Annotated in this window: 22 protein-coding genes; 17 read left to right on the forward strand and 5 right to left on the reverse strand. The window is 41.6% G+C overall.

Annotated elements, in window-relative coordinates:
* Positions 1–21: 21 nt before the first annotated feature.
* Positions 22–999, forward strand: a complete 978-nt coding sequence (locus CJ190_RS00510; RefSeq protein ID WP_064293307.1) for a LacI family DNA-binding transcriptional regulator — start codon at positions 22–24, stop codon at positions 997–999.
* A 391-nt stretch (positions 1000–1390) separates the two neighbouring features.
* Positions 1391–2920 carry an IS1182 family transposase gene (locus CJ190_RS00515; RefSeq protein ID WP_102723068.1) on the forward strand — a complete coding sequence of 510 codons (1530 nt, stop codon included), beginning with the start codon at positions 1391–1393 and terminating at the stop codon, positions 2918–2920.
* Between the two features lie 73 nt (positions 2921–2993).
* Here the strand turns inward: CJ190_RS00515 and CJ190_RS00520 are convergent, their stop codons facing one another.
* The gene (locus tag CJ190_RS00520; protein WP_070597886.1) at positions 2994–3890 is read right to left on the reverse strand and encodes a LysR family transcriptional regulator; all 897 of its coding nucleotides are present in this window, start codon (positions 3888–3890) and stop codon (positions 2994–2996) included.
* Between the two features lie 117 nt (positions 3891–4007).
* On the opposite strand from CJ190_RS00520, the gene CJ190_RS00525 reads away from it, so the two are divergent.
* Positions 4008–5543 (forward strand): FAD-dependent oxidoreductase, encoded by a 1536-nt coding sequence (locus tag CJ190_RS00525; protein ID WP_064293235.1) that lies wholly within the window; start codon positions 4008–4010, stop codon positions 5541–5543.
* Positions 5544–5672: 129 nt separating this feature from the next.
* On the forward strand, positions 5673–6158 hold the full coding sequence (locus CJ190_RS00530) for an S-ribosylhomocysteine lyase (protein ID WP_064293308.1): 486 nt from the start codon (positions 5673–5675) through the stop codon (positions 6156–6158).
* Between the two features lie 78 nt (positions 6159–6236).
* On the opposite strand, the gene CJ190_RS00535 is transcribed toward CJ190_RS00530, so the two are convergent.
* Together CJ190_RS00535 and CJ190_RS00540 are read right to left on the reverse strand one after the other, a co-directional pair.
* On the reverse strand, positions 6237–7073 hold the full coding sequence (locus tag CJ190_RS00535) for an aldo/keto reductase (RefSeq protein WP_064293309.1): 837 nt from the start codon (positions 7071–7073) through the stop codon (positions 6237–6239).
* Between the two features lie 90 nt (positions 7074–7163).
* Positions 7164–7928, reverse strand: coding sequence for an alpha/beta fold hydrolase (locus CJ190_RS00540; protein WP_064293310.1), 765 nt, complete (start codon positions 7926–7928; stop codon positions 7164–7166).
* A 179-nt stretch (positions 7929–8107) separates the two neighbouring features.
* Between CJ190_RS00540 and rlmD the strand changes: the two genes are divergently transcribed.
* The 3 genes from rlmD (at position 8108) to CJ190_RS00555 (ending at position 10482) form a co-directional block, all read left to right on the forward strand.
* The gene (rlmD, locus tag CJ190_RS00545; RefSeq protein WP_064293311.1) at positions 8108–9487 is read left to right on the forward strand and encodes a 23S rRNA (uracil(1939)-C(5))-methyltransferase RlmD; all 1380 of its coding nucleotides are present in this window, start codon (positions 8108–8110) and stop codon (positions 9485–9487) included.
* A gap of 223 nt (positions 9488–9710) precedes the next feature.
* Positions 9711–9926 (forward strand): hypothetical protein, encoded by a 216-nt coding sequence (locus CJ190_RS00550; RefSeq protein WP_064293312.1) that lies wholly within the window; start codon positions 9711–9713, stop codon positions 9924–9926.
* A 52-nt stretch (positions 9927–9978) separates the two neighbouring features.
* Positions 9979–10482: an RDD family protein gene (locus tag CJ190_RS00555; protein ID WP_231881335.1), complete on the forward strand. Its 504-nt coding sequence runs from the start codon at positions 9979–9981 to the stop codon at positions 10480–10482.
* Positions 10483–10591: 109 nt separating this feature from the next.
* Here CJ190_RS00555 and CJ190_RS00560 read toward each other — a convergent pair whose 3' ends face one another.
* Positions 10592–10906 carry a type II toxin-antitoxin system RelE/ParE family toxin gene (locus CJ190_RS00560; protein WP_064293314.1) on the reverse strand — a complete coding sequence of 105 codons (315 nt, stop codon included), beginning with the start codon at positions 10904–10906 and terminating at the stop codon, positions 10592–10594.
* Positions 10899–11165, reverse strand: a complete 267-nt coding sequence (locus CJ190_RS00565) for a type II toxin-antitoxin system prevent-host-death family antitoxin (protein ID WP_064293315.1) — start codon at positions 11163–11165, stop codon at positions 10899–10901. The genes CJ190_RS00560 and CJ190_RS00565 overlap by 8 nt, the downstream gene beginning before the upstream one ends.
* 372 nt (positions 11166–11537) lie before the next feature.
* Here CJ190_RS00565 and CJ190_RS00570 point away from each other — a divergent pair, with 372 nt between their 5' ends.
* From CJ190_RS00570 to CJ190_RS00615, 10 genes are all read left to right on the forward strand, one after another.
* The gene (locus tag CJ190_RS00570) at positions 11538–12092 is read left to right on the forward strand and encodes an ECF-type riboflavin transporter substrate-binding protein (protein ID WP_064293316.1); all 555 of its coding nucleotides are present in this window, start codon (positions 11538–11540) and stop codon (positions 12090–12092) included.
* The gene (locus tag CJ190_RS00575; protein WP_070597887.1) at positions 12092–13822 is read left to right on the forward strand and encodes an ABC transporter ATP-binding protein; all 1731 of its coding nucleotides are present in this window, start codon (positions 12092–12094) and stop codon (positions 13820–13822) included. Before CJ190_RS00570 ends, CJ190_RS00575 begins: the two co-directional genes overlap by 1 nt.
* Positions 13823–14665 (forward strand): energy-coupling factor transporter transmembrane component T family protein, encoded by an 843-nt coding sequence (locus CJ190_RS00580; RefSeq protein WP_064293318.1) that lies wholly within the window; start codon positions 13823–13825, stop codon positions 14663–14665. It abuts the gene before it with no gap.
* A gap of 80 nt (positions 14666–14745) precedes the next feature.
* Complete coding sequence (locus tag CJ190_RS00585; RefSeq protein ID WP_064293319.1) at positions 14746–15594, forward strand: SAM hydrolase/SAM-dependent halogenase family protein; 849 nt, start codon at positions 14746–14748, stop codon at positions 15592–15594.
* Positions 15595–15597: 3 nt separating this feature from the next.
* Positions 15598–16473, forward strand: a complete 876-nt coding sequence (locus tag CJ190_RS00590; protein ID WP_064293320.1) for an SAM hydrolase/SAM-dependent halogenase family protein — start codon at positions 15598–15600, stop codon at positions 16471–16473.
* 151 nt (positions 16474–16624) lie between these two features.
* Entirely contained in the window at positions 16625–16843 is a 219-nt protein-coding gene (locus CJ190_RS00595) for a hypothetical protein (RefSeq protein WP_064293321.1), read from the forward strand.
* 415 nt (positions 16844–17258) lie between these two features.
* Positions 17259–18800 carry a ribosomal protection-like ABC-F family protein gene (abc-f, locus tag CJ190_RS00600; protein WP_064293322.1) on the forward strand — a complete coding sequence of 514 codons (1542 nt, stop codon included), beginning with the start codon at positions 17259–17261 and terminating at the stop codon, positions 18798–18800.
* A gap of 226 nt (positions 18801–19026) precedes the next feature.
* On the forward strand, positions 19027–20163 hold the full coding sequence (locus tag CJ190_RS00605) for a hypothetical protein (RefSeq protein ID WP_064293323.1): 1137 nt from the start codon (positions 19027–19029) through the stop codon (positions 20161–20163).
* A gap of 169 nt (positions 20164–20332) precedes the next feature.
* Positions 20333–20767 carry a GNAT family N-acetyltransferase gene (locus tag CJ190_RS00610; protein ID WP_064293324.1) on the forward strand — a complete coding sequence of 145 codons (435 nt, stop codon included), beginning with the start codon at positions 20333–20335 and terminating at the stop codon, positions 20765–20767.
* Between the two features lie 215 nt (positions 20768–20982).
* A complete protein-coding gene (locus tag CJ190_RS00615; protein WP_143739147.1) occupies positions 20983–21543 on the forward strand; it encodes a hypothetical protein in 561 nt (186 codons plus the stop codon).
* Positions 21544–21592: the final 49 nt, after the last annotated feature.

Genomic DNA, 21592 nt, shown 5'->3' on the forward strand with positions numbered 1-21592 from the left:
CAAGGTGTTGAAGGTGAGTAGATGACAACTTTAAAGGATATTGCCAAGGCAACAGGTTATTCTGTATCAACGATTTCTAGAGTATTGAGAGAAGATCCTACCCTATCCGTTAAAAGCTCTACCCGTCAAGAGATTAATGCTGTGGCGCAGGCCATGAACTATGCCATTCGTGGCGTCAGTAGCTATGCCTATGATATTCTCGTTATCCATAAAGATGACCATTTCCGCGACCATATTGACAATGCCTACTATTTTAATATGCGTTTTGGCATCGAGTCCATCGTTCATGAATATGGTTACAGCTGTTATTTTGTTCCTATTAGTCGCTTAAAGAAATTTAAACGGACTTTTGATGGCATCCTTTTATTGGGCAATTTTACTCAGGAAGAGCAAAAAGAGATCCTTACTTCTTACCACAATTGTCCCATTGTTACGGTTTGTTTAATGAATTTTTTCCCTGATCACATGGATCAGGTGGCCTATGATATTGAAAAAGCCATGGAACTTTTACTAGACCAGGTCGCTGATGAAGGTTATCATTCCTTAGTCTATGTGTCTGGTGAGGAAATTGACCAGGCCCATTTGATGAGTAGTAAGGAACAAATCCTACGGGCTATCTTGCCGAAGTACCCGACCATTGACTGCCAACAAATTATTTCCATCAAACAAAGTTCCTATTCCGGCACACAAGCCGCTAAGAAATTCTTTAGTCAAAGCGAGGCCTTGCCTGATGTTATCATCTGTTCCAATGATCCCATCGCCTTTGGCTTTTTAGGGGTCATGCAAGATTTAAACATTGATCTGCCACTCCTATCCATCAACGGTGATTCCTATGGGGAAGTGACGACCCCACAACTGACTAGTGTGGATGTGAGAACTGAAGAAATCGGTCAGGTCGCAGTGGAAAGGTTGTTAGAGCGTTTGAAGGATCCCCAAGCCCCCTATCAAAAAATCCTAATCCAACCCCAAATGCTCTTGCGGCAAAGTCATTTGCCCTAGTCCCAGCTAGCATGCTAGACTAAAAAGTTTTATTTGGCATACCATACCGATGAGAGTGTGACAAAAGTCAAAAGAGCCCTGAAGAGCTACGCATACTATATCTGCAACTCGCTTACGCTTCGAACAGCTATAGCAACTGAAACAAACTATGGAAGATAGGCGCAAGCCTATCGCACATAGTTCGTGAAGTGGACGTCAGGGCTGACTTTTGGAACACATTTTGATTAGAAGGTTCGTATTTTGAAATGAGTCTGGGACAAAAGCCTCAAAACAAAAAGGGTTAAGAAGTTAGTTTTCACTAATTTCTTAACCCTTTTACTTAAAATTAGGTATTAAAAAAGCACCCTGTTATAATATTAGTAACCACACTAAAGATTAAGGGGTGCTTCTTATGTACATACAATATAACATGAATCAAACAACACTTCCACTAGAATTATCTGCATGTATCGATCCAGATCATATTGTATTTTCAATCTATAATTTTATTGAATCTCTGGATGAAAAATACTTTGAAAGCTTCAGTACGCAGGACGGTCGTCCTGCCTATCATCCAAAACCTTTAATCATGGCACTTCTATACGCTTATAGTAAAGGCGTATTTAGCGGAAGAAAAATAGAGGAACTGATGGTTGAAAATTTACCCATGCAGTGGCTAGTCGCTCAACAAGTTATTAGCTATCGAACGATTAATCGCTTCCGTTCTTCAGAAAATTGCAGATCTTTATTAGAAAATCTATTCGTTGAGTTTACCACTCAGTTAAAGTTAGAGAAATTAATTCATTTAGAAAATTGCTTTATAGATGGAACTAAAATTGAAGCGAATGCCAATAAATATTCTTTTGTTTGGAAAAAGGCAACTGAAAAATATGCAGAGCGATTAAAAGTGACCTCACGTGAATATTACTTTAATGAAATTCAACCGATGGTTGATGCTGGCATCCAATATGATGAAAATTTAGATCTAGAAGAAACGATGCTTCAAGAGATATCTAAAGTGCTTAAGGAAGAAATCGATAAACTCACTGAAGATATTGAGGAAACTCCTGTAAAAGGGCCAGATCAACGTAAACAAGAACGTCGTCGTTTGAAAAAACATTACCGTAAAGTGAGTCAAGATTTTCTACCTCGCAAACAAAAGTATGCCAAACAGTTTGAAACATTTAACGGAAGAAATAGCTATTCAAAAACAGATCCTGATGCTACGTTCATGCGAATGAAAGATGACCATATGATGAATGGGCAATTGAAAGCGGGATATAATATCCAAGTAGCGACTGAAAACCAATTTGTCCTTCATTATGATATTTTCCACAATCCGACGGATACGCGGACTTTACAACCCTTTGTTGAAAGTTTTCCTAATTCCCCGAAATGCATTGTAGCTGATGCTGGTTATGGTAGCGAAGAAAACCTTACTTATTTAGATAACCATAAAATTAACCACTTGATTAAATATAATCGGTTTGATAAAGAGCAGAAAAAGAAACATAAAAAATCAGCTAAAAATATGGATAATTGGAGTTACGATAAGCAAAGTAATACTTTTACACATCCTGATGGCACGGTTTATTTCTTTAGTCATCTCCAAAAACGAAAAAATAAAATGAGTGGTTATATTTCTGAAATTCAGGTTTATAAGCCTTTGGATCCAGAAAATGCGCCGCAAAAGGCGCTTTACTATAATAAAAACTATCAGGAATTAAAGAATATAGAAACACAGAAGCTTTTATCTGAAGAAGGATCTAGGCTCTTTTTCAAACGGAAAATTGACGTTGAACCAGTTTTTGGCCAGATAAAGGCTATTTTAGGGTTCACTCGATTTAACCTCAGAGGGAAAACAAAGGTTAAAACTGATGTTGGATTGGCCTTCATGGCCAATAATTTGAAAAAATATAGCAAAATAAAAGCAAGAAAATAAGAGAATCTACAAATCACGCTTAAGTAATTTGTAGATTCTCTTTTTTTATAGTCCGTAGACTTTTGTCCCAGACTCATTTTTTATTTCTAAGAGTCCTTAGATATTTTTTGATTAAATCAATCTTAGGGGAGTTCTTGAGATAAATTAATTGGACTGAATAGGGGCTAGGACGGTTTTCGATGGGGAGGTAGCTGATTTCATTTTGAAGGGGCAGGTCAATCAGTCCACCGCAGTAATGGGCGATAGCCTGGCCAGTAGCGACAAGCACTTGAATGTGCTGGAAACTCTGTTCGCGACGGATTTGTAATTGGTTGAAGGGAATTTCGATAGACCTGAGGAAACCTTCTTGGATATAGGTGGAATCCTCTGATGTGTAGAACAGGATGGGGTAATCTTTGAAAGCAGCTAGAGGAAAGGACTTTCCTTGGGCGATCGGGTTCTTTTTACTGATTCCCATTAAAATATTATCTGAATAAATCGTTTTTAATTTGAAACGCTTATCATCGAGTTTTAGTGGGTTGTTTTGATAAACAATCAAATAAGCGATATCAATGAGACCAAATTTCACATCGGATATTAAGTTTTCGATGGCTTGTTCATGGATGGAAAATTGGACATCTAATTGTTCTTTGGTTTGAATGATGTGCTGGGTGACTAGTAAACCCTCAAAAGGGGAGTGGTAACCGATATTGAGTGACTGATATAGGGCTTTATCCTCTCCTTGGAGTAAATGAATCGTGGTATCTAAATTATTGATCATGTCTTTGACGTAGTTATAGAAACGCTGTCCTACCGGGGTGAGATGGATACGGTTCTTCTCGCGGACAAATAATTGGAAACCAATTTCTTCCTCTAATTTTGCGATGCTGATTGATACGGCTCGTTGACTAACAAAATTATTATCTGCCACTTTTTGGAAACTTTTTCTTTCGACACTTTCTTGAAAGTAATTTAATTGTTGAAAATTCATTTCGTCCCTCCCGAAATATTATTTCGACTATCATACATTTTACCCTCTTCCTCATCCTATAGCAAACGCTTACAATATATGTGAATGAAGTAACAATGCTTATAAGGAGGAATAAAAATGACGACTAAAACTTATGATGCCGTGGTGATCGGTTTAGGTGGGGCAGGGCTTTCAGCTGCTGTAGAATTGGTGGAAGCAGGTAAATCAGTCTTAGTGCTAGAAAAAGGTGAAGACTGGGGCGGCGCCAGCAAGTGGGCTGCCGAAGGAATCTTTGCGGTAGAATCCAAACATCAACGCAATGCAGGCTTTTATTCGACCAAAGACCAGGCTTTTAAACATTTAATGGAATGGTCGCACTGGCGGAATAATGGTCGTTTGGTGAGAAACTTCGTTAACCAATCAGCCGATACCATTGAATGGTTAGAAGACCACGGGATGAAGACCGTCCTTACTGGGAATATTCAAGACTATCACTGGGAAGATCCAGGCACCTACCATATGTTTGTCGATAAGTACGATTCTTTTGACCGCTTAGTGGAATATCTCAAAGAAAAAGGCGGTCAAGTAGAGACCAAAGCCGCTGCTAAAAAGTTAATTATGAATAATGACCAATTAGCTGGGGTCGTCTATGAACAAGATGGTCAGGATATCGAGGTAGCCACAAAGACCGTCTTTGTGGCTGATGGGGGCTTTATCGGTAATGAAGAGATGGTTGAAAAGTATGTCGATCAAGACGTGAGTGACTGGTTCATCGCCGGAGAATGGAAAGCGACCGGTGACGGTATTCGCATGGTTCACGAAGTAGGTGGCCAAGTTAGAGCCATTGCTAACTTCCAAAACCATAATGCTTGTGTCTACCCAACCTTTGAAGCTGCTGGTGGCGAAAAGGGCAATTATTCCATCAACCAAATCTATTCCCTTCCCTTGCTCTGGGTAAACCGTCGTGGGGAGCGCTTCACTGATGAAAAGGCTGTTTATGATAGTGTCCTATGGGGGAACGTGACCATGAAACAAAATGGAAAATACTTCTCCATTGTGGACCAAGCCACTTTAGACCAACTCAAATCAGAGAAGGTGCCTATGATTAACGCTTATACCCGTTACGGGGCAGTGCGCAACTTTATAGATAACTTAGATGCTGATCAACTGGATAATCCAGCCCAAGTTTCAGCGCAAAGAAGCTGCGAAGCGGTGACCGGTCCCTTAGAAAACCTAGACGCTGACTGGCAAAAAGCTATGGATGATGGCTATGTACTTAAAGGGGACAGCTTAGAAGACTTAGCGGAAAAAATGGGTGTTCCGGTAGAGAACTTTAAGGACAATGTCCAAGCTTATAACCAAGCGGTTGAAGATGGCTATGACCCAATCTTTAATAAAGATGCTCGTCTCTTACAATTTAAGGTAGAAGAAGGTCCTTTCTATGCCATCAAGGTACGTTCAGCTGTCCTAGGAACGATTGGTGGGATTGAAGTGGATGAATACTGCCGAGCAATTGGTGAAAATGAACAAGTCATTGATGGGGTTTATGTTGTTGGGGCCAACGCTTCCGGTATGTATGATAATTCATACTCTGATATCGAAGGAGTTACCTGTGCCTTTGCCTGGGGATCAGGACGGATGGCAGCCCACCAAGCTCTTGACTATCTTAAATAAGTAAAATCCTAATCCAACCCCAAATGCTCTTGCGGCAAAGTCATTTGCCCTAGTCCCAGCTAGACCCATAGCTCATTATCACTGCCTGTGTTATTATTAATAATGAAAGTGATAAAGGAGCGTGGAAATATGGCAAAAGTTGAAAGTTTTGATTTAGACCACAACAAAGTAAAACCCCCTTATGTGCGGGTGGCTGGTCGTGAAGAGGGTCAACATGGTGACCAAATTACCAAGTTTGATATTCGTTTAGTTCAACCTAATGAACAAGCGATTCCTACTGCAGCCCTCCATACCATTGAACATATGTCAGCGGCTTATATCCGTGACTATCTGGATGGGGTGATTGATCTATCCCCAATGGGCTGTCGCACCGGTTTCTATCTAATCATGTGGGGCCAAGCGGAGCCAGAAGAAGTGGCGGTAGCTTATACTAAAGTTTTACGGGACATCATTAAGAGCGATTGGTCCGATGTGCAAGGAACTGAAGCCGTTTCTTGTGGGAACTACCGGGATCATTCCCTCTTTGGTGCCCAAGAATGGGCCAAGAAGATCCTTGACCAAGGCTTCTCCAAAGACCCCTTTGACCGTCAAGTGGTCCAAGTGACTGAAGATTAGTTTAGGCCAGCAAAACTTAATTTAAGCACAAAAAAAGCGTTATTCCCAAATCGTGGGTCTAACGCTTTTTTCTGTCTTCTAGAAGGGTTTACTATCAGGATCGGGAGCTTCGATGTCAGCGACTGTATCCAGTAATTCCACATCGCGGGCGGTCAGTTGGATATCAAAGACATCTAAGTTGGCCTTGATATTTTCTGGGGTTTTTGACCGCGGAAGTGGCACAAAGCCATGGTTCAAGGACCAGGCCAGGGCGATTTGAGCCACGGAGTAACCTAACCGTTGGGCAATGGCTTGGACTTCCTCATTGTCGAAGATTTCACCTGACCCCAGCGGACTATAACCTTCTAAGAGAATGTTATGTTTCTTACAATACTTCACGATCTCGTCTTGGGTGAGTCCTGGGGTTAACTTAATTTGGTTAACCATAGGGATAACCTTAGCCGTTTCTAAGAGGGCATCTAGGTGGTAGGGGAGGAAGTTAGAGACCCCGATGGCCTTGGCTTGGCCTTTTTCATAGATAGTTTCTAGAGCCCGCCAGACTTCGGCGTTCCGTTCTTTATAGCCGGGTTCTTCTCGGTAAGGCTTGGGATTAGGCCAGTGGATGAGGAGCAGGTCGACATAGTCAGTCCCCAATTTCTCTAAGGATTCTTCAAAGGAAGCTAGGGTATCTTCGTAACCGACTTTATCGTTCCAAACTTTTGTGGTTAAGAAGATGTCTTTCCGGGGCACGGGACTCTGTTTGATGGCTTGTCCCACTTCGCGTTCGTTCCCGTAGTACTGGGCAGTATCGATATGGCGGTAACCCACTTCCAAGGCATAGGAGACCGCATTGACCGCCATGTCGCCTTCTAATTTCCAGGTACCAAAACCGATGGCAGGAATTTCAACACTATTAGATAACTTATAGGTTTTCATTGAACCTTTCCTTTCTCTTTTTTGTCAGACTGCTTGAAGTTGACTTCATAGTAACACGGATCCGGGGAGAGACATAACAGTTTGATCTGATCAACGCTGAATGGAAGAAGAATCCTTTTCAATAAAGTGGCGATCGAAAAACTCAACCATGGCTTTAGTGGTCTCGATATCCACCAGGTGGCCAGCGTCTTCAGCTAGAAAATGGATATGGGCCTTGGGATTTTGCTTAACAAAGGCTTCCGTCTGGGAAAAGGGTACGCGTTGGTCTTGGCGGCCGTGCCAGATAAACAAGGGACGTTGGCCTAAGCGCTCACTGTGTCTAGACAGGTCATAATTTTCTAGCCAGGCGATGAGGTCAAAGTAATCATCAGGCATGAAACGCTGAGCGGCTTGGGCATGATGGTATAAACGCTCAGCATAGGCTAGCGGTTGGGGTGTTCCCATGAGGACCGCTGCTGCTTGGATCTCAGGGTGTTGGCTTAGGAGGGCAAAGCTGGTCATCCCACCCATTGATACTCCGGCAACCGCTACTTGGTCATTGGCCAGCTGGCGTTCTTGAAAGAAGTTGACGATATAGGCAAATTCAAAAAGATTGCTTTGGATACTCTGCCAGAAGGTCTGCGAAGGAATGCCTTGGACCGGGACTTGGCGCTCGCCGTGGTTAGCGGCATCAGGAACAATGACCCGGCTGCCTAAGCGGGCCAGGCGGCGAGCGGCGGTGAGGTTTAATTCCTTGTGTGACCGCCAACCGTGGTAATAAATAATTAGAGGTAAGACGTCATGGACCTGGTCTTTGGGCGCGCACTCCAATAAAGGAATGGTGCCGAGCCAACGATGGCGAATAGTGATGGACACAAAACATCTGCCTTTCTATCAGAAATTTCGATTTGGGACTTTTAAATAAGGATAAAACAAAGTGGGAGAAAAGTATAAAAAAGCGCCTTTCCGAAGAATTATTTCACCAGGCGGTATTGAGAAACAGACAGGCTTTTGCCATGATATAATAGAAAGGACCAAAGAGAGAGGATGTCAATATGGCAAAGAAAAAATGGCAAGCGCCAGTTAAGAAGAATCAAATACTCGATGTCACCATCAGAGACCTGACTTATGAAGGCATGGGGGTGGCCAAGATCGATCGCTACCCCCTCTTCATTCAAAATGCCTTGGTGGGGGAAGACTGCCAGGTCAAGGTGGTCAAAGTGCTTAAGAAGTTTGCCTTTGCTATTGTTCTCAAGCGCTATAATGACGCAGATAGTCGCGTTCCCCTCCGTGATGAAAATGGCTTAAGGACGGGGACTATGCCCCTCCAACACATGGCCTATCCTACCCAGCTGGATTTCAAGCGCCAACAGGTGGTTAACAGCTTACAAAAACAAGGTCTGCTTGACCAAACCCAAGTCCTAGAAACCATCGGCATGGAAGAGCCTTGGCACTACCGTAATAAGGCTCAAATTCCGATTGGTCAAGCGGACGGCCAGCTCTATACTGGCTTTTACCGCAAGGGGTCGCATAAATTGGTCCCCATGACCGATTACCAAATTCAACTGCCCGGGATTGACCAGACCCTACAAAAAGTAGTGACTATCCTTAACCAGTACCCCATCTCTGCCTATGAAGAAGACAGCCACCAAGGCTTACTCCGTCACTTGATCGTTCGCCAAGGCTACTATACCGGGCAAATCATGTTGGTGATTGTGATTAATGGGAATAAGCTTCCTGATGAAGAGGAAATCATCGCAGCACTCAAAGCTGAAATTCCTGACTTAGTTTCTATTGTGATTAATTCTAACCAGAAAAATACCAATGTTATCATGGGCCAAGACCAACGGGTGGTCTATGGTGAGGACCTTTATGAGGACCGCATGTTTGACTTGACCTTTCGGATTTCCTCCAAGTCCTTCTTCCAGGTCAATACCAGCCAGGCGGAAAAACTCTACCATCAAGCCCTAAAAGCCGCCGATCTCAAGGGCGATGAAGTGGTGGTGGACGCTTATTGTGGGATTGGGACCATTTCACTTTGCCTCGCCCAAGTTGCTAAAGAGGTCTACGGGGTCGAAGTCGTTCCTGATGCTATTGACCAAGCTCGGGAAAACGCCCAGCTCAATGGCTTGGATAATGTGACCTTCCAAGCGGGTAAAGCAGAAGAAGTCATCCAGGACTGGGTCCAAGCGGGACTTAAACCCGATGTTGTTGTCGTTGACCCCCCACGCAAGGGGCTAGCGGAAGACTTTATCCAGTCAGTCTTAGAGGTCCAACCAGAAAAAATCGTCTATGTCTCCTGCAATCCTGCCACTCTAGCCCGTGACTTGGCCAAATTTGTCGACCAGGGTTATCAATTAGGTAAGGTTCAACCCGTAGATATGTTCCCGCAAACCCACCATGTTGAGGCGATCGTGGGGCTGACGCGGAAATAATTATGAAATGATGCAGTAAGAGCGAACTGCTGAGTGCGTCGTATTAATATCACAGGCTTAAGCGAAAAGAGATTAATAAAAAGAACCTATGTCAGAAATTTTTAAGAAGTCGATTAAAAAGAAGGATGCTAAGTTCTTTCAAAGACTGCCAAAAGCTCGACTAGTGAATAGTTTTTAAAAAATTAGATCTTTGATATAGTAAATAAAAGGGGATGCATGATATATGGCACTATTTGATAAAAAAGATGAAAAGAAATATGAACGAATTGTAGAAGATTTTAATCTTGAAGGCCTTAATAAGGATGATTTGGAAGTACTATTGAACAACTCAGATGCAGCATCTGGTGGCTTAAGTGCTTTGTATGTCCAAAATTATATCATCATGAGACAACTGGATAGACTAAATAAAAATATAGAACAATTGATGAAAAAACAATAAGTATAAATTTAAAAAAGAAAAGATGTTTAGCCCCAAGAGAGAAATTATGTTTATGAAAAATAATCCAATAGCATTTAAAAGTCGCATGAAAGAATTATTTTTTGATTATTTAGTCATCCTTTTGTATTTAGCATTACTATTTGTAGTAATGATGGTAGCATATCACCTATTTTTTAAAGGGATTCCGAAAATGAATGAGTTACAAGCGCAGGTCATTGCTTTGTTAACATCAGTTATTCCGATAATTTTGCTTTTTGCCTATTTGGATTATTCAAAAGATGGCAGTATAGGTAAACGAAAAGCTGGTTTAAAACTCGTTTATAGAGATAAATCTTTTCAAGCAAGTCTTATCAGAAACGTGATCAAATTTTTACCATGGCAAATAAGCCATATGAGCACGATTCATGGAATCTATACTGACTTTGACGCATGGGCTATGGGGCTGTTTTTTGTAAGCATCGGATTTGCTGTCTTACTATTATTAATGGGGCTTATGCGCAATGATAAAAGACATTTAGGCGATTTGTTGGCGCATACTCAAGTACAGAAGCAATAGAAATTGGTTAGCAAAATAAGCATTAAAATTTTAGGGAAGGACAACAAGTCCAGTCCATTTACCAAGAGCGAGGAATCATTAAAAAAACACTCTCGCTCGGAGAGTGTCATTAGATTAAATATTCCCATTGTCTTGATGCGTGTAGAATACGATGAATGAGCACAGTGTGTTGACTGTTATTAATGATATAGAAAATGAGATAGTTTTTATAGCCTGTGTAACGATAGCCCTTACCAGCTAGGTAATCATCTCTGACGAGTTGAAATTTTTCAGGCATAAAAGCTAATTGTTCCATAGCTTTTTCAATGCCATTAAGAAATTTATCAGCTGTGTGAGGAGAAGTTAAGTCAGTTTGAATATAGCGAACGATTTCTTTGAGGTCAGCTTGAGCCGAGTCAGTGACTTCAATCCCGTAATCATTCATGTTCCAGCTCTTTTCTTAAATTATTCATGACGTCTTTAAGTGGTTTTGTACGTCCTGCGGCAACATCCTGCTCTCCGGCTTTTAATAAGGCATAAAGTTCATGCTTGCCAACGAGTTGTTCGTAGGATTGAATACTCATCACAGCTAAATCGCCACGGCCATTTTTAGTGATAAAAACCGGAGAATTGGTTTCGTTACAAAAGTTAGAAATATCATTGTAGTTATTTCTTAAATCTGTACTTGATTGAATCTTAGGCATTTAAATCACTCCTTATAAAGAAATAATACCATTATTTCTTTAGATCGGCAAAGAAAGGTATTCCTAGCCTAGCTTATTGCCCATACCTTCAATAAGTCCTTGAAAAAATATATTAATCAATGAAAATTGAAATAAGAAACTAGCAAGAAGCTCCAACAATGGGGCTTTTTTTAATGAGATAAATTTTAATAAATAGTAGTTAAATGAATAATAATATAAGTTAATCTTTTACAATGATAAATTATGATTTGTTTAATGTACACGCTTGATCGGTAAATGATAATTCATTTTTAAAAGTCCCATGATAGAATAACTTAATCATAAAGAACTTAAATACTATTGATATTAGATTTAAGTAAAGGAGGAAAAAAGATGAATAAACATTTTACTACACGAAACATTGTTGCAGTCGCTATTGGAGCAGCCCTATTTGGGATTTTGATGACTTATGGAGGGATTCCGGTTTTTACCAATACCAAGTTATCCACGGCTTATATCGTTCCTATCGTCGTTGGCGCCCTCTTTGGACCGGTTCAAGCAGGCCTAGTTGGTTTGATCGGGAATGTTTTTGCGGATGCCTTAGGCGGAAGTGGTTTCTGGTTGGATTGGACCGTTGGGAATATGTTTGCTTGCTTCTTTATCGGTGCCTTACAACTTTATGGGGCCGATATTCGTCGGGGGATATTTACAGCTAAACACGCGGTGATTTATGCCTTGGTATCGGTTGTAGGATTAGAACTTTCTTTTGGTTTGATCACCCCGCTCTTGACTAAGGTCTTCTACGGTGGTGAGTTGGCCATTACCATCACTCAAGCCCAAGTGGCGGTATTAACCAATGCCATCGTCGTCCTTGTTGTTGGGATTCCATTGCTCTTTACTCTAGCTAAACGTTATCGGGGGACAACAAATTTGGTGGATGAGGACTAATGAAGCACACTAGCCTTTCACCAATCATTCAATTTAAAGATTTTTCTTTTACCTATGCGTCTGCCAAGGAACCAGCCCTTAAAGACATTAACTTGGAAATTTATCCGGGCGAAAAGATTCTGATTTTAGGGGCTAGCGGGAGCGGAAAATCCACCCTGGGGCAGTGCATCAATGGACTGATTCCTAACCAGTTTGACGGGACCATCACTGGAACAGCGACTGTGGCTGGACACGCGGTGGGGTCTTCATCAGTTTTTGATTTGTCCCAAGAAGTCGGCTCTGTCTTACAGGATAGTGATGCTCAGTTTGTGGGGATTAACGTGGCTGAAGATATTGCCTTTGCCCTGGAAAACCGTAATACTCCCAGGTCTATGATGCGAACCTTCGTTGCTAAAGTCGCCAGGCGGGTCGGGGTGGTTGACCAGTTACAGTCCCTACCCTATTCTCTATCCGGCGGTCAGAAGCAAAAAGTTTCTGTGGCCGGGATTCTGGGGGAGAAAAACCAAATTTTACTCTTTGATGAGCCCTTAGCAGCCTTAGATCCTCAGATGGGCCTATCTATGGTTGAACTCATCGATTCCTTGAATCAAGAGGATGGGAAGACCGTGATCATTATCGAACATCGCTTTGAAGACGTCCTTCATCGTCCCATTGATCGGGTGGTCTTGTTAGACCAAGGGCGGATTGTGACCGTGATGACGCCAGATGAACTGATTGCTTCCGACCTCTTGATTCAATATGGCATTCGCGAGCCGCTTTATATCAGTGCCTTGAAGAATATGTACGGGGGCTTGAAGCAAAAGCAAGGCTTGACTCAGTTGGAGACCCTCGACCTCGCTCCCTACCAAGGCAAACAGCCTTGGCTAGATGATGAGAACACTGCTTCTAAAGAAGCTGAGACAAGTGATCAGGATCCGCAAAGTGAGTCTGATCAGGTCATTATCCGTCTAGAGGACTTGCGTTTTGGCTATGATCCCAAGCAGCCGCTTATTCAAATCCCTGAGCTAAGCATTAGACGGGGAGAACGCATCGCCATTGTGGGTGAGAATGGGTCGGGAAAATCTACCTTGGCCAAGCTCTTAACCGGTGTCTTAAAACCACAAGCAGGTAAGATTGAGCGCCTAGGTAACCCGGTTACTATCCAAGAAATTGCCCAACTGATTGGTTATGTCATGCAGAATCCTAATCAAATGCTGGTGACGGATTCAGTCTATCGGGAGATCGCCTTGGGATTGGAATACCGTCAAGTTGATCAGGCTGAAATCGATTCGCGGGTCCAGCAAGTCCTCCAAGTCACTGGGCTCTATTCCAAGCGGAACTGGCCCATTTCAGCCCTAAGTTACGGGCAGAAGAAGCGCTTATCAGTAGCCATTGTGCTTGCCCTAGAGCCTACTTGTATTATCCTGGACGAGCCAACTGCTGGACAAGACTATGCCCATTACCGGGAAATTATGGAATTTATTGACGACTTGAACCAGACCTATCAAATGACCATGATTTTTATCACTCATGATATGCATCTGGCCCTGGAATACACTGACCGGGGTTTGGCCATTGAAGACGGGCATTTAATTGCGGACCGGCCGATTTTTGACATTTTAGCGGATGACCAGCTGGTTGAGCGGGCTTCCTTGAAGAAAACGTCCATTTTTGAATTTGCCCATCGTCTGAATTTACCGGTGGCTAACTTTGTCCAAGCCTTCATCAAAAGCGAAAGGGAGGGGAAGTAGATGCATGATCAATTGATTATCCGTTATGAAATTGGCGATGGTTACTTTGACCGCTTGGCGGGTTCAACCAAGCTATGGGTCTTTGTGACTGCGCTAGCCTTAATGATGGTTTCTTTCGACCTACGGATTATCCTCCCCCTTTTTCTCATTCATACTTGGATTTTTAAGCAGGTTTATCGGGAAAGTCGGGCGCTGAAGTTTATCTTTCGTTTTATGTTAATTATGAACTTGATTAATGTCTTGCTATACTATCTGGCTAATCCCTTAACTGGGACCGAGTTGGCTGGACAGGTAACGGTCTTGTATCGCTTTAATGATTACTTTGTTCTTACCTATGAGACCCTAGTTTATTTCTTTGCCAGAATTATGAAGATGATCGGTAGTTTGATTATTAGTTTGTGCTTTATCCTAACTATTACCCCTACCCAGTTAGCGAGTGGTTTGTATGCCATGGGCGTGCCTTACCAAATTGGCACCATGTTCTCCTTGGGGCTGAGATATATGCCTGATATCTTCCGTGATTTTACGGCGATCAAGGAATCCATGCAGATGCGGGGCTTGGAGCTCAATCCTAAGCGGGCCGGCCTCTTCAAACGACTCAAGGCCAATACCGCCATTCTCTTGCCCTTAATTATTGTCTCCTTTGACCAGGTGGAAACCATTTCCAGTGCCATGGATCTGAGAGGCTATGGACAAGGGAAAAAACGGACTTACTACGGCGATCTTGAGCCTGGGAACCACGATAAACAGATGCGACTCTTGGCCATCGTTCAAGGGGGAATCTTTGTTATTTATATGTGGCTACGATTGACAGGAAGAGTTCATGAATTGTGGGTTATTTAGCTAAGCGATGACTAGTACGGCGACTTGTATTCACTGTTCCAGTGATTTGACGCCATGATAGAAGGGAGACCATTAACATAGTGAAAGCTATTTTAGTATTTCAGACCGATTTTACCTATAAAGAGGCTGCTGTCAGCGCCATGTATGGCGTGGTCAAGTCAGTTGACCGTGAACTAGAAATTATTACCGGGACTCATGAGATTCCCAACTATGATATCTGGAGCGGTTCTTTCCGGCTCTACCAACCCATGCAATTTTGGCCCAAGGGCACCATTTTCGTCTCGGTCATTGACCCGGGTGTGGGCACGAGTCGAAGAGCTTGTATTGCCCAGACCAAAAACGGCTACACCATTGTGACCCCTGATAACGGGAGTTTGACCCATGTCGCTGAGCACTTTGGCATTGAACGGGTGGTTGAGATAGATATTGACCGTCACCGCCTCAAAGGTCAGGGGACGGAAGGGATCTCAGTCTTTCATGGCCGTGATGTCTTTGCTTATTGTGCCGCCCAGCTAGCGAGCGGGCAAGTTGCCTTTGAAGATTTTGGGAATGAATATCCGGTAGATGAGATTGTCACTTTCGACTTGATCGAGCCGGTGCAAGCCAAGGATCGGTTGACAGGCATGGGGGAAATTATTGATCCTAACTTTGGTAATTATTGGACCAATATTCCCTTTGCTTGGTTAAAAGATCAAGCCGGGAAGTCAGTTTGGGTCATTGTTCGTTCGGCTAGTGGAGAAGTAGTCTTCGATGAGCCGATTCAAATTCATAAGACCTTTGGCGAGGTGAGTCTAGGTGAATTAACGATTTACCAGAATGAATTTGCTAACTTGAGTCTAGCCATTAACCAGGGCAGTTTTATCTCTAAATATGACCTGCCTTATGGGGTTGGTGTCAGTGTTGAAGTAGTATTGAGTGAGGAGGAATAGAGAATGGTTGTTGATTTCAGTAAATTACCGGCTTTTCGTCAGCAATTAGTGTTTCAAAGTGACTTTGGACTGAATGATGGGGCGGTATCGGCCATGACGGGAGTGGTGGTGACAGTTGATGAGAGCTTGAGCATCCATCACTTAACCCATAATATTCCACCTTATGATATTTATTTGGCTGGCTACCGATTGTATCAGACCTATTCCTACTGGCCTGAGGGGACCATCTTCGTATCGATTGTGGACCCGGGTGTGGGCTACAAGCAAAAGTCAGTCATTGCCTTATTAGACAGTGGCCACTATATCGTTACTCCTAATAATGGCACCCTGTCCTTTCTAGCCAAGTATGTGGGAATCCAGGCAGTCTGGGAAATTGACAAGGAGAAAAACTTGTTACCCTCGACCAACCAGTCCTATACCTTCTATGGCCGTGACTTGTATGCCTATACGGCAGCTCGCTTAGCTAGTGGTCAGCTGGACTTGAGTGAGGTGGGCGAAGAACTTGATATCAGTGAGCTCAAGCTCTATGAGATTGATGATTTCCACATTGATTCAGAGGAAGGCCTGCTCAGCGGTCACGTTGCCATTCACGATGAACGTTTCGGCTCGCTCTGGACTAATATTCCTTATGAGTCTTTGCAAGACTTAGCAGTGAAAATTGGAGACCAAATCCATCTCAAGATCAACCACCAAGGGCAGACGGTCTATGATGACGTCGTGCCTGTAGTCCAATCTTTCCAATCTGTGCCTCAGAGTCGGGCATTGATTTACTGTAACTCGCTCAAGAATTTGGCAGTGGCCCTCAACCAGAACAGTTTTGCCCAAGCCTACAAGGTCGGTTACGGGTCCGATTGGCAAGTCACTTTTTCAAAAGATTAAATGGGTATGGATATTTGTGAATTGAAAGAAGCTCCAGAAATGGGGCTTTTTCTTTTTGGCGAAAAAGGATAAATTGGTTGATGTTTGTAGCAGATAGGCTGTTTTGATAAAATTTAATTAAGAAGAATTTGTAAAGAGGAAGAACGCTTTTATGGAAAACTTTGAAAACTTATACCTTTCTCAAGTTCATTCGCAAGAAAGCTGTCCTGCTGATGCTACACTAGCGTATAGAAGATCGCTAAATAAAGATGCCTCGGCAAAAGATGAATTGCACAGAGAGTTAGAAAAGGGATATCAATCATTCCTAGCTGGCGATACTAAACCCGCAGATGAAGTTTTTGCTTCTTTGCGCGAGGAATTTGATCTATGAGCTTCTAGTCTCTATTTCTCATGAAGTTGAGGAAAATTGCAAGAAATTTATTCTTATATTGCTTTTAGTCTTTTGCCATATGAAATTTTCAACAGTCAAAATAAATAAAACTGGTCAATTTTAGATGCGATAGCCTTTAAAAATTACGCATCATTGAAAAGAAACAAAAAATATTAGATAAAATGAATAATATTGTTTTCTGTATAGAATGATTTGCTATAATAGACTTAATTTAAGAAAGTCGAGGAAAAGGACATGGTAATTTTAATCTAAGCATCTGAGCAAAAACCTTCCTAATGATAAAGGGAGTAGTATGCACTCAGATACTTGGTTAAATGAACCATGTCTTTTTGTGTACCCGTTTTTAGCTCAGATTGATCGCTGATGTAGCACTAAACTTATAGGAGAGCTAAATATGGAAGTAATAAAATTATTAGAAGTTTCGAAGATGATTGCATATCGTCAATTATTTCAAATTGACCAGCTAATAGTTAACCAGGGAGATAAGATAGGACTTATAGGCAAGAACGGTGTGGGAAAATCAACCTTATTAGGCATGCTGGTGGGACGAGACCAGGACTATACCGGGCAAATTGTTATCCATCAAGACTATGCCTATCTTCCTCAGCTCAAAGAAACGACTGTGGAATCTGGCGGAGAGCAAGAGAGAAGATTATTGGAGGAAGTCTTTAACCAAGGGGCAGAACTCCTCATTCTCGATGAACCGACTTCAAATTTAGATGTTGAAAATATTGATTGGTTAATTCAAACTTTGACAAAATATTCGGGCACTATCCTGATGGTTTCTCATGATCGTCAAGTATTAAATCGAGTAGTGGATCAAATTTGTGAGCTCGACCAAGGGAAACTGACTAAGTATGTAGGTAACTATGATGACTATCAAAGAGCCAAGCAAAAATCAGTTCAAGGACAGGAAGTCGCTTATAAAAATTATCAAAAGAAAGTGCATCAATTAGAGGAAGAGATCCAAGAAAGAAATCGGCGGGCGCAAAATTTTAAAAAGAAGAAAAAGAACCTTTCTCGCTCAGATTATAAGGTAAGTGGCTACGCAGGGAAATATGATGGCCAGCAGAAAGGTTTAGCTAGGTCGGCTAAAGCCTTGCAGAGAAGAATTGACCAGCTTGACCCAGTCGCACCTCCCAAGAAAGAACGGCAGTATCGCTTTAAAGCTCTTGGTAATTTAGCGGTTAAAGCGGGGCAGAGCTTGCTTGGCTTAGAAGCGGGTCAAGTTCATGTCGCTGAACGTTTATTATTTACTTTTCCAGAATTTAAATTGCAGGCAGGGGATAAAGTCGCTATCCAGGGACCCAACCAAGCAGGGAAAACCACCTTTCTAGGTCAGTTATTCCATCACCAGTTCCCCGGCTATTATATGGCAGATTTAAATATTGGCTATTTTAGGCAAAATTTTGATCAGCTCCACTTGAATAAAAGTATTCTAGAAAATGTTAGTGAAGAAAGTTTACAGTCGGATGACTTGATTCATCAGGTTCTAGCTTCTCTGGGCTTCGATCAAAACAAACTGACAGACAAGGTCAATCACCTATCGGGAGGCGAGCGCGTTCGCTTGGCTTTCGCTAAATTATTATTAGGAGACTACCATCTCTTGCTATTGGACGAACCGACTAATTATTTAGATATCCAAACCCTTGAAAGAGTTGAGGACTTTATCAGAAGCCATCCTGCTGCTATCCTATTGGTTTCCCATGACCAAGAATTCGTCAATCATTGCGTGGATAAACAATATCTCATTAAAAACAAAAAGCTACTGAGTCCTTCTTATCAGAAAGACAATCAGGATCAAGTAGAAAAAGAAATTAGCCGCCTAGATTTTCGCCTCAATCAGATGATTGCCGATAAAAGGGTAGGTTTAGAGGAAATTAGAGAAGTTCAAAATAAGATGAAGCTATTAAAAGAAAAACATAAGATGAAATAAGTTATAGAGTACAAACTATTTGAAAAATCCGAATAGTTAGCAGAAAAGGAAAAAGAAATTGAGAATGTAGAGATCACGCTCATCTTAGCTCACTATTATCCGAAAACAAAAATTATTGTGGATTTACTATTCGATTAAACGGCTGATAAGCTTTATACTGATTATGTACGGATGAAAAAGCCCTTAGTACACGCTTATTTAAAATAAAGCTAGAGAAGGTGAAGACATGTCTTTAGAAAATGAACATATTTTTAGAAATATCCAAAAATTTCTCGACCAGTATAGTGGAGAGTTTGAGGATGGTGAAGCAGCTATTACTCATGCTATAAGCTTGCATAATGCGGGTTTATTGTCCTTTGAAGACGAGGATGGGACCGGTCGAGCTATGGACTTATTTGAAACGGCTATGTATACCGAGGATCCAGCCCAACAAGCGGCCTTGATTGAAGAAGCATACGCCTTAGATTCTGACAACCTAGATATTTATTGTGCTTGGGCGCTCAGTCATTTTCCAGATTTTGAGGCGATACCAATGCTTCAAGCTAAGGCAGATGACTACTTCAAAGCCCACCGCAAGGAAATCAAAGAGTCTGGCTATCTTGCTGTAGAAAATCGACCTTATTTCCGTATACAAAATACCTTGTTAGATTTATACAAGGAAGGTTTGTTTATGGAGGAAGCTGAAAAAATCGCCAAACATATCCTGCGTTATAATCCCAATGACAATATGGGAGTTCGCTATAAGCTCATGGCGATTTACGTCAATTCTTTTCAACATAAGCAGGCTAAAGCACTTTTCAAAAGAGATTCCAACTATCGATCAGATGATCAAATGTTGTTCTACATGGCCACCAGCCTTATCTTAGCAAGAGACTTCAATCTTGCTAAGCAACGTATTAAAAACTTACAAGACATCAATTCGGATATAGTTTATTTCTTTGAAGATGAAGTCTTTAATGAATTTAAGGTTTTTGTCAACTTGCCTGAAGCGGACTATCGTCTTAATTCTAAGCAGTCTTTGGCTATCGCTTTAAACGAGATCTTACCACTCTTTACCCAGTCTAGCCTTCTCTATCAGCATTTTAAACAAAGTTTAAAGGAACTTATTCCTGATTATTTTGATGACGTCCAGGCTCAAAAAGAAAAAAATATCATGTCCTATTTCCAAGCCGATAAACTATCGGGTAAGGGGATTTTCACTAATATTGCTAGCCAATATGTCCGTGCCTTACTCTTAGAAGATTTGGAAACTGCCGAGGACTTTAAAACGAAAACGGAAAAAGAAGTTTTAGCCATTAATGGTATCGGAAAAGGTACAATTAATAAGTTAAAGGCAAATGGGGTCCGCTTTAAGGGAAATTAACTCAAAAAGCTCACTTTCTAGGCGCTTTGCGATTGATAAAAAGTTTATATTAGCTTCAAAATTCCTTATAAGAGGTATATAATTTAGCCTAATAAAATGCTAGTCCAGCAAGTATTCTAAGGATTACTTGAGGCATTTTTATATCTTTATCAATAGGAGATGAGAGTCTATGATAAGGCCCATTCAAGAGACCGATGCCAAAGCGATTCAGAAATTATGCCAAGTAGCACTCGGCTACGATGCTGATCTGAATCTTGTCCAATCACAAATCAAAAAATTATCCCAAGACCATGATCATCATATTATCGCTGTTTATGCAGAGGAGACTTCTTCTAGAGCGCTTGCTTTTGTTCACGCTGAGATCTATGAAGGGCTCTACAGTGAAACGGGTTTAAATATTCTTGGCCTTGCGGTAAGTCCTGACTACAAAGGACAAGGCATCGGCAAACAGCTCATAACCTTTATCGAAAATTATGCGATCAAGCATCAACTCCATTACATCCGCTTAAATTCAGCGGTCCATCGTGTGGAAGCTCATCAATTTTACCAAAGTATTGGCTATACTCACGACCGCACCCAAAAGCGCTTTACTAAAACATTTTGATGATTTTATCAGTCTATTATGAATATTTACCAGGATAGGCCAGCGACCTCGCTCAACTTGAGGTCACTGTTTTTGTTATAATGGCAGGGAAGATAGACGGATAGGCCAATCCTTAAGGAGGACTAGCCATGTCTTATTTCCAATTAACAGTCAAGAAGTTTTTTCTAAAAGATGGCAGTTTAGATCTTTATGCCTTCCTTTTTGGCTTACTCTTTTTGTTTACTTTTGCTTTTATGCAATTGCCAGCTTGGCTAATTATTCTGGCCTCGACTGTTTTAGCTTCCAGTGTGTTTAGGTATATTACCACCGATGAACTGTTTCATGAGGAATTCGTCAAGCTCAGCTCACCCTGGGAAGTTATCGACTATATATTAAGTAAAAATCTCTTCATTTTTCTTTTTGAACTTATTTTATGGTTTAGCGCTTTTCTCTTGCTAAGTTTTCTAAAGGTCTTTGGTTTTTATCCCCAAGCAATCGTGGACAAGGGGAGTCTACTCATTCAGCTGCTCTTTGTCCTGGGAACAGAAAATATTATCTTACTTTTCTTCAATAATTCGGTGAAAAGTTATCAGAAAGGCTTACGCAGGAACAGCAAGGAAGATATAGCCACTGGTCTTGAAAACTTTAAAAGTCTCTTGCCTTCTATTGCTTCCAATAGCATGATTGCTCTTTTGTGTTTTCTTCTTAAAAAAAACTTAGGCCTCTGTTTGGCCCTAGGGTATTATGGAATTTGTTTAGTTATCTTTGTCATTGTTAGGACAAAGTGGATGGTATAAAACTGGCGAAGCTTTTCCACAAAAAAAGACACAGAGCGTGTAGTTAGAG

Source organism: Aerococcus loyolae (assembly GCF_002871915.2).
Lineage (GTDB): Bacteria > Bacillota > Bacilli > Lactobacillales > Aerococcaceae > Aerococcus > Aerococcus loyolae.

Coding starts and splice junctions, on each gene's coding strand:
- CJ190_RS00555 (WP_231881335.1), top strand. CDS start 9,979: ATGAAAAATAATCCAATAGCATTTAAAAGTCGCATGAAAGAATTATTT.
- CJ190_RS00590 (WP_064293320.1), top strand. CDS start 15,598: ATGGTTGTTGATTTCAGTAAATTACCGGCTTTTCGTCAGCAATTAGTG.
- CJ190_RS00550 (WP_064293312.1), top strand. CDS start 9,711: ATGGCACTATTTGATAAAAAAGATGAAAAGAAATATGAACGAATTGTA.
- CJ190_RS00565 (WP_064293315.1), bottom strand. CDS start 11,165: ATGCCTAAGATTCAATCAAGTACAGATTTAAGAAATAACTACAATGAT.
- CJ190_RS00515 (WP_102723068.1), top strand. CDS start 1,391: ATGTACATACAATATAACATGAATCAAACAACACTTCCACTAGAATTA.
- CJ190_RS00580 (WP_064293318.1), top strand. CDS start 13,823: ATGCATGATCAATTGATTATCCGTTATGAAATTGGCGATGGTTACTTT.
- CJ190_RS00510 (WP_064293307.1), top strand. CDS start 22: ATGACAACTTTAAAGGATATTGCCAAGGCAACAGGTTATTCTGTATCA.
- CJ190_RS00535 (WP_064293309.1), bottom strand. CDS start 7,073: ATGAAAACCTATAAGTTATCTAATAGTGTTGAAATTCCTGCCATCGGT.
- CJ190_RS00525 (WP_064293235.1), top strand. CDS start 4,008: ATGACGACTAAAACTTATGATGCCGTGGTGATCGGTTTAGGTGGGGCA.
- abc-f (WP_064293322.1), top strand. CDS start 17,259: ATGGAAGTAATAAAATTATTAGAAGTTTCGAAGATGATTGCATATCGT.
- CJ190_RS00560 (WP_064293314.1), bottom strand. CDS start 10,906: ATGAATGATTACGGGATTGAAGTCACTGACTCGGCTCAAGCTGACCTC.
- CJ190_RS00595 (WP_064293321.1), top strand. CDS start 16,625: ATGGAAAACTTTGAAAACTTATACCTTTCTCAAGTTCATTCGCAAGAA.
- CJ190_RS00605 (WP_064293323.1), top strand. CDS start 19,027: ATGTCTTTAGAAAATGAACATATTTTTAGAAATATCCAAAAATTTCTC.
- CJ190_RS00570 (WP_064293316.1), top strand. CDS start 11,538: ATGAATAAACATTTTACTACACGAAACATTGTTGCAGTCGCTATTGGA.
- CJ190_RS00575 (WP_070597887.1), top strand. CDS start 12,092: ATGAAGCACACTAGCCTTTCACCAATCATTCAATTTAAAGATTTTTCT.
- CJ190_RS00610 (WP_064293324.1), top strand. CDS start 20,333: ATGATAAGGCCCATTCAAGAGACCGATGCCAAAGCGATTCAGAAATTA.
- rlmD (WP_064293311.1), top strand. CDS start 8,108: ATGGCAAAGAAAAAATGGCAAGCGCCAGTTAAGAAGAATCAAATACTC.
- CJ190_RS00520 (WP_070597886.1), bottom strand. CDS start 3,890: ATGAATTTTCAACAATTAAATTACTTTCAAGAAAGTGTCGAAAGAAAA.
- CJ190_RS00530 (WP_064293308.1), top strand. CDS start 5,673: ATGGCAAAAGTTGAAAGTTTTGATTTAGACCACAACAAAGTAAAACCC.